Origin of the sequence: Micromonospora sp. NPDC005215 (genome assembly GCF_040607915.1) — a bacterium.
Taxonomy (GTDB): Bacteria; Actinomycetota; Actinomycetes; order Mycobacteriales; family Micromonosporaceae; genus Micromonospora.
On sequence record NZ_JBEXHQ010000093.1, the window covers coordinates 1 to 7363 of the forward strand.

Annotated in this window: 6 protein-coding genes and 1 pseudogene; 4 read left to right on the forward strand and 3 right to left on the reverse strand. The window is 72.2% G+C overall.

What is annotated here, in order from left to right; translation table 11 throughout:
* The 4 genes and pseudogenes from ABZU25_RS34040 to ABZU25_RS34055 all read left to right on the forward strand — a co-directional run.
* Positions 1-94: pseudogene (locus ABZU25_RS34040) on the forward strand (amidinotransferase); the annotation flags it as partial.
* A gap of 92 nt (positions 95-186) precedes the next feature.
* The gene (locus tag ABZU25_RS34045) at positions 187-1164 is read left to right on the forward strand and encodes a DUF2267 domain-containing protein (RefSeq protein ID WP_355033470.1); all 978 of its coding nucleotides are present in this window, start codon (positions 187-189) and stop codon (positions 1162-1164) included.
* A gap of 115 nt (positions 1165-1279) precedes the next feature.
* Positions 1280-2068, forward strand: a complete 789-nt coding sequence (locus ABZU25_RS34050) for a fused MFS/spermidine synthase (RefSeq protein ID WP_355033471.1) — start codon at positions 1280-1282, stop codon at positions 2066-2068.
* A 102-nt stretch (positions 2069-2170) separates the two neighbouring features.
* The gene (locus ABZU25_RS34055; protein WP_355033472.1) at positions 2171-3265 is read left to right on the forward strand and encodes an AI-2E family transporter; all 1095 of its coding nucleotides are present in this window, start codon (positions 2171-2173) and stop codon (positions 3263-3265) included.
* Between the two features lie 23 nt (positions 3266-3288).
* On the opposite strand, the gene ABZU25_RS34060 is transcribed toward ABZU25_RS34055, so the two are convergent.
* The 3 genes from ABZU25_RS34060 to ABZU25_RS34070 form a co-directional block, all read right to left on the reverse strand.
* Positions 3289-4590, reverse strand: a complete 1302-nt coding sequence (locus ABZU25_RS34060) for an NAD(P)/FAD-dependent oxidoreductase (protein ID WP_355033473.1) — start codon at positions 4588-4590, stop codon at positions 3289-3291.
* A complete protein-coding gene (locus ABZU25_RS34065; RefSeq protein WP_355033474.1) occupies positions 4587-6797 on the reverse strand; it encodes a glycogen debranching N-terminal domain-containing protein in 2211 nt (736 codons plus the stop codon). Before ABZU25_RS34065 ends, ABZU25_RS34060 begins: the two co-directional genes overlap by 4 nt.
* Before the next feature lie 70 nt (positions 6798-6867).
* Entirely contained in the window at positions 6868-7191 is a 324-nt protein-coding gene (locus ABZU25_RS34070; protein ID WP_355033475.1) for a CU044_2847 family protein, read from the reverse strand.
* Positions 7192-7363 lie beyond the last annotated feature (172 nt).

Below are 7363 nucleotides of genomic sequence, written 5' to 3' on the forward strand. Positions count from 1 at the left end.
CGCCAACGGCGGCACCGTGATCGACGGCAGGGCGATGGCCGTGCAGTTCCGCGACCCGCAGCGCGCCGACGAGGCACCGGCCTATCGGGCGTGGTGCCGACCCACCCGGCGACGTCCGTTTCGGCTCCCGGGACGGCGGGAAGGCGGCTGACACAGCCCACGATCCCCAGCGGAAGGGGTGCCACCATGCGCAAGCAGATGGAGGGCGACAACCAGCGGCGTCGGACGCTGGCCCGACAGGCCCGTGACCAGGGTCGCCAGCCCAGCGAGATCGGTGCCAGCCTGAGCGCCTCCAAGCAGCTCAAGAGCCTCGAGGCGGGCAAGCGGGCCGGCCCAGCACCGGCCGGAGCGCACAAGCCGGACAGCACGCGCGGCGGGCCGGCGCCGCCGCAGGTCGGCACCGCCGACAATCCGAGGCCGCAGCCGTCCCCGCCGACCGGCACAGCCGGGGTACGCAGCATGGGCTACCACGACCTGGTCGACGAGGTCCGGCGTCGGGCCGGGGTCGACTTCAAGACGGCCAAGGTGGGCACCGAGGCGACAGTGCTGGTCCTCGCCTTCGCCCTGGACGCCGGCGAGCGGCAACGCCTGCTCGCGGCGGTGCCGGCGTCGCTGCACGACGTGCTGCCCGTCGACGGCATCGAGCGACACCGCGACCTGCCCGGCTTCCTGGCCGAGGTCGGCCGGATCAGCGGCAACACCCCCGAGCAGGCCCGATACCAGGCGGAGGCGACGATCGCCGCGCTCGCCGAGCAGGACAGCGACCTCGTCGAGTCGTTGCACGTGCCCGACGGGTTGCGGGACCTGCTGAACCCACCGGAGGCCGGCGGCGGCCTGGTGGGCGCCTCCACCACCACGCCCACCCTGGACCGGGACGCGATCGACGCGGCGCTCGACGACCTGCCCTACTGGACCGGCGACGGTCAGGGTCTGTACCGGGTGGTCGCGCTGCCACCGGACAACCTGGACCGGGTGTTGGACCGGCTCGACCGGTTGCGCCAGGACAGCGGGCGCGGACCGAGCATCGGACGTCCGGGGGACACCGCCGCCGTACTGACCGTGCGAACCAGTCAGGCCGACGGGGTGACAGCGCTCGACGTGGACCTCGCCCACCAGATCGACGACGCGATCGACGAGGTGGGAGCCGGGATGGCCGGCGGCTGACCGGCCGCGGCGGCACCGACGGGCCGGTGGACGCGGGACATCCCGCTCCGCCGGCCCGTCGGCCGTGCCGGGCCACCCAGCGGCCCGGTCGTGGGCCTGAGCTAGCGTGCCGGTCATGAACCGCGCCGCCGACCGGCTGGAGCTGGTCGCCGACCCGGTCCGGCGGACCGGGCGGACCCTGCTGTCCGCCGGGGTCGAGCAGTCGTACGTGGACGTCGAGGATCCCCGGCACCTGCACTTCGAGTACGTCCGGCGGATCGCCTCGGCGGTGGAGTTGGCCGCCCCGGGGGGCGCCCCGCTGAGCGTTCTGCACCTGGGTGGTGGCGCGTTGACGTTGCCCCGCTGGCTGGCCGCCACCCGGCCCGGCTCCCCGCAACGGGTCGTCGAGCGGGACCCGGCGGTGGTCGAGCTGGTGGCCCGGGAGTTGCCGCCGCTGCCGCCAGAGGTGCGGGTGGAGGTCGCCGATGCCCGGGACGCGCTCACCGCCACCCCGACGGGTTCCTCCGACGTGGTGATCGCCGACATCTACCGGGCGGCCCGGATGCCCCCGCACGTGCGCACCGTGGAGTTCGCCGCCGAGGTGGCCCGCGCCCTGCGCCCCGATGGGATGTTCCTGGTCAACGTCACGGACCTGCCGCCGCTTGTCGCCACCCGGGTGCAGGTGGCCACGGTGCGGGCGGTCTTCGCCGACGTGTGCGTGCTCGGCGACCGGCGGATGCTGCGCGGCCGCCGCTACGGCAACCTGGTGTTGGCCGCGACGTCCCGACCCGGCGGGCTGCCGGTCGGCCGGCTGGCGGTGGCGGCCCTGCGTGACCCGGTGCCGGGCGGGCTGCTGCACGCCGCCGCGCTCGACACGTTCGTCGCCGGCGCCCGTCCCCGCACCGACGCCGACGAACCCCGCTGAGCGGGCTTCACCCTGGTCGGCTGCCCCACGCGGGAGGACCCGAGCACCCGTCGCGTCCGCAATGCCGGGTTTCTGACGGCGAGCGCGGGGAAGTCGCGGCGGATGAGCAACGCCGACGACCGGGCGACCGCCCGCCGGACCCTGATCGTGATCGGTCTGGTGCTCGCGACCGCCCTCGCGCTGGCCCTCGTGTACGCGACCCACCGGGTGCTGGTCTGGGCGGTGGTCGCCGCGTTCTTCGCCGTGGCGCTCAAGCCCCTTGTCGACCGCGTGCAACGCCGTCTCGTACGGCGGCGCGCGGTGGCCACGCTGCTGGTGTTCCTCGTCGCGTTCGTGCTGCTGGCGATCCTGGCCGCGCTGATCCTGGTGCCGTTGTCCGGGGAGCTGGCCCGGTTCGCCGACCGGGCACCCGGGTTGCTGCACGACGCCCGCGCCGGCCGGGGGCCGCTGGGGCAACTGCTGGAGCGCACCGGCGCACGGCGGTACGTCAGCGAGAACTCCGACCAGCTCCGCGACCTCGGCACCCGACTGCGGCAACCCGCGGTGGGCGTGCTGCGCGGCGTCGTCGAGACCGTCGCCGGGGTGGTCACTGTCATCGTGCTGGCGTACCTCATGGTCCTGGAGGCGCCGCGGATCACCCGCGGCCTGCTCGCGGCGGCCGGGGACGGTCAGGGTGAGCGGCTGCACCGGGTGGGCCGGGAGGTGTCGCGCACCGTCACCGGCTACCTCACCGGCAATCTGTTGATCAGCGCCATCTGCGGTTTGTTGACCTTCGTGGTGCTTGTCGTCACCGGGGTGCCGTTCGCGGCCGTGATCGCCCTGCTGGTCGCGGTGGCCGACCTGATACCGCTTGTCGGTGCGACGATCGGCGCGGTCATCGCGGCCGGGGCCGGCTTCCTGCACTCCCCCACCGCCGGGGTGGTGGTGCTTGTCTTCTTCGTGGTCTACCAGCAGGTGGAGAACCACCTGCTCCAGCCGCTCATCCTGTCCCGGGCGGTCCGGCTCAACCCGCTGACCGTGCTGGCCAGCGTGCTGCTGGCGGCGGAGTTGGCCGGTCTGCTGGGCGCGCTGCTGGCCATCCCCGCCGCCGGCATCGTGCAGACCCTGCTGCGCGAGTACGGTCCGCGCCGGGTGCGGCCCGCGCCGCCGGCCGGTCCGGGTGCGCGACGACCGGCCGGTCCCGCCCCGCAGGGCTGACCGGCCGGCGCGCGTCTGCCCGCTCAGCGGGCGCGGGACGCGACCTCGGGTGCGGTGCTCTCCAACGGCACCGCGTTCGCCGGGACCAGCCCCAACTGGACCGCCGAGCGGGTCAGCGCGGCGTCGAGCACCCAGTCGGCGCTGACCCGCGTGCGGTTCCCCGGCATCGCCATCAGGTGGTACGCCCGGGTGACCGTCTTGGCCGGCAACCCGGCCAGGTTCACCTGCAACGGGTTCGCCGCCGCGTCCCTGCCCCCCAGGTCGACGACCCAGCCCAGGTCGTGGTGCTTGTACGGCTTGCGCTTACCGAAGCCGTACGACGCGGCGATGTTGTGCGCCGCGCGCTTGCCCTGCCGCTGCGCGTGCTGAGCCGTCATCCCGCAGATCTTTCCCGGGTTCACCAGGTCGGGCACCGCTGCGGCGTCGCCGCAGGCGAACACCTCCGGGTAGCCGGGGACGTTGAGGAACTCGTCGACCACCAGCCGTCCCCGGTCCGTGCGCAGACCCAACTCGTTGACGAACGGGTCGGGGCGCACCCCCACACACCACACCAGGGTGCAGGTCGGCACGAACTCACCGTCGGTGAGCTTCACCCCGTCGCAGGTCGCCTCCGCCACTGACGCGCCCAGCCGGACGTCCACACCTCGGCGGTTCAGCACCCGGTGCGAGGTGTTCGACATCCGCTCGTCCATCTCGGGCAGCACCCGCTGCGCCACGTCGAGCAGCATCCACCGCGGCCGGACCGTGAGCCGGGGCCGCTGGGCGTGCAGCGCGTCGGTGAACAACTGCCCGTGCGCGGCGACCTCGGTGCCGGTGTAGCCCGCCCCGACCACCACGAACGTGGAGCGGGCCTGCTGCTCGGCCGGGTCCTCGGCCTGCTCGGCCAGTTCCAGCTGACGGACGATGTGATCATGCAGGTAGACGGCCTCGGGCAGGCCGCGGAAGCCGTGCGCGTACTCGGTCACCCCCGGGATGGGCAGCAGCTTGTTGACGCTGCCCACAGCGAGGATCAGCCGGTCGTACGCCAACCGGTTCCTCTCCCCCTCTGCCTGGGTGAAGCCGACCCAGCGGTTCTGCAGGTCGACGTGGTCCGCCTCGCCGATCACCACGCGTACGCCCTTGAGTGTCCCGGTCAGGGGCACCGCGATCCGTTTGGGCTCGACGACCCCGGCCGCCACCTCGGGCAGCAACGGGAGGTAGAGGAAGTAGTCGGTGGAGTTCAGCACCACGATCTCGGCCCGGTCCCGGGCGATCCGGCTCAGCGTCTTCGCCGCGTGGTAACCGGCGAACCCGGCCCCCACGATCACCACACGAGGTTTCGTCATTGCGGGCCGTTTCCCGTCGGAGCCCGCGACAAACGTCCGACGCGCGACCCGCCCTCACCTTCGCTGAGCCGGACGCGGCCGCTGCGGCCGATCGCCTCCAACTCCCACTGTTGGCCGAACGCCCGCACCCGCTCGGCGGTGATCCGGCCCAGTTCCTCCGGGACGTCCGGATCGAGGACCAACCGGCCATTGACCGGGTTGACGCCGAGCATGGCCCGGAGCAGGGCCAGCGGCGTGCCGGCCGCCCACGCCTGCGGGCTGCACGCCGTCGGGAACGGCACGGCGAAGAGCAGCCGTTCCCTGTCGAAACCGCTGAGCGCCTCCGGCAGCCGGTAATCGAACTGGTCGGCCGCCTCGATCATCGCGAGACTGATCCGGTTCGACTCGGCCCGGTAGCCGTAGCGGGCCAGGCCGAGCGCGGCGATCGAGTTGTCGTGCGGCCAGACCGTGCCGAGGTGGTAGCCGAGAGCGTTGTAGAGCCGCTCCTCCCGGGACAACGTGCGGACGCCCCAACCGGAGAACATGTCCGGCGACATGAGTTGTCGCACCACCGCGTCGGCCCGCTCCGGCGGGACGATTCCGCTCCACAGCAGATGACCCATGTTCGAGGTCTTGGAATCGACGCGGTTCTTGTCGCCGTCCAGGGCAACCGCGTAGTAGCCGCCCCGTTCCTCGATCCAGAAGTCGTGGTTGAACCGCTCGTACAGGGTGTTGGCCTCGTCGCGCAGCCGGCGCGCCACCGTGCGGTTGTCCAACGGCCCGTCGAACAACTCGGCCAGCCGCATCTTGGCGTCGTAGGTGTAGCCCTGCAGGTCGGAGGTGGCCAGCGGAAGCACGGGCATCCTGCCGTCGGCGAAGCAGACGCCGTCCGGGGAGTCCCGCCAGCACTGGTTGCCCAGCCCCTCGGGCGAGCGGGTCGCGTACTCGACGTAGCCGTCGCCGTCCCGGTCGCCGTACTCGTCGATCCAGCGCAACCCGGCGATCGCGTTGTCCCGCAGGTGCCGGACGGTTTCGTCGTCGCCGGTCCAGCGCCAGTACTCGGAGAGCAGGATCAGCCAGAGTTGGGTGGCGTCGGCGCTGCCGTAGTACGGCCCGAACGGTTTCTCGCCACTGCGGGTCAACTCGCCGCTGCGCACCTCGTGCAGGATCTTGCCGGGCTCCTCGTCGGTGAAGTCGTCGCACGTCTCGCCCTGAAGCTTGGCCAGGGCGAGCAGCGCGCCCTTCGCCAGCGCGGGACCGGCGACAAGCGTCTGGTACGCGGTGATCAGGGTGTCCCGGCCGAAGACGGCGAGGAACCAGGGCAGTCCGGCACCGGGCAGCAGAATCCGCTGGCCCTTGACCTCCAGGTCGAGCCGCAGTGCCGCCAGGTCGTTGCGGGACTGCCGCACGGTGCGCTCCAACGCCGTGTTGTCACTGTGCAGCACCGCCCGGTCCTCAACCCACCGGCGCAGCGGGTCGTCGGCCCGGCCGTGGATGACGTCGGCGATGTCGCCCCGGACCGGCTCGACCACCCCCATCCCGGTCGGCAGTGGCACGTCCAGGTCGACGTGCCACTCCTCGCACGGATCCAGCTCCAGGTCCCAGACCAGGTCGTCGCCCTCGATGCGGTCGGCTGGCTTCGCACAGCACACCCGGGTCTGGGCGGAGAAGTCGCCCCGCTGGTAGGAGAAGCACAGTTCCGACCCGTCGTCGGCGTGGTGACGGGTGATCTCGGCGGAGCGGTCCCGGACCGTCGACTTGACCTCGAACAGGTCGGCGAAGTCGGCGGCGACGGCCAGCCGCAGCTGCACCTGGACCCGCTCCTGCCGGTACGAGACAAGTTCCACGCGCTCGTGGAAGCCGTCGCCGACGTAGCGCAGCCTCCGCAGGCCCAACGTGTTCGGTGGCAGCCCGGGCAACTCCGGATTGGTGAGCACGTACTGCGCGGAGTAGTGGTCGATCGTCTCGGAGCGCAGCACCAGCAGCTTGCCGCCGTTGACTGTCAGGTTCCAGCCGCTGAGCAGGCGGGTGTCCAGGTGGACGAGGCCACCGATGCTGCCCGCCGGCACGTCCCCGGACGCGTTGGAGTACAGGAACGTGGGCCCGCTGAGCACCGCGAGGGAATTGGGACCCAGCTCGGGCGGGAGGGCCCGTTGGTCGGCGCCGGCCGCGTCCGCGACGGTGCGGCCGGGAAAGGGGTTGGCAGGGGTCGCGCGAGCGGCAGCCATGACACCCACGGTAGGAAAGGGAGAACTGAGCGTCATCACCCGGTTCGGGTGAAAGTTCCGGAACTCCTGCTCACAGGGTCGGTGGCCGTTGCCAGCGCACCGTCACCGTCAGCTGACCCTGGACGCCGGTCCGGGCGATCACCGCGCCGGCCTCCGCTGTCAGCTGCACCCCGAAGGTGATCTCGATTTCGTCCGGACGGTGGGCCATGGACTGGAACTGACCGAGCGCGGCGGAGGCGGCGTCGCGGACCTCCGAGAGCGCCCGGTCGAACGTCGCCCGCGCCTCACGGACCACCTTTCCGGCATTTCCGGCCGGTGCGACGCCGGCCCGACCGTCGACCTCGACCACCACCGATCCGCCACCGTCGAGGTCGAATCTGCGGAGTTCCGTCATCGTTCACGCCCTCTCACGCGGCCGGCACGCACCGGAGATCCATCCACTCGGACTCGGGCACCGTTTGTCGCAGTGCGTCGAGTTCGGCAAGCAGACCGTCCAGGCGGCTCCGATCTTTCAGGAAGACCATGACCGCCCGCTCGAACGCGAGCAGGAGCAGGCCGGCCCCCTC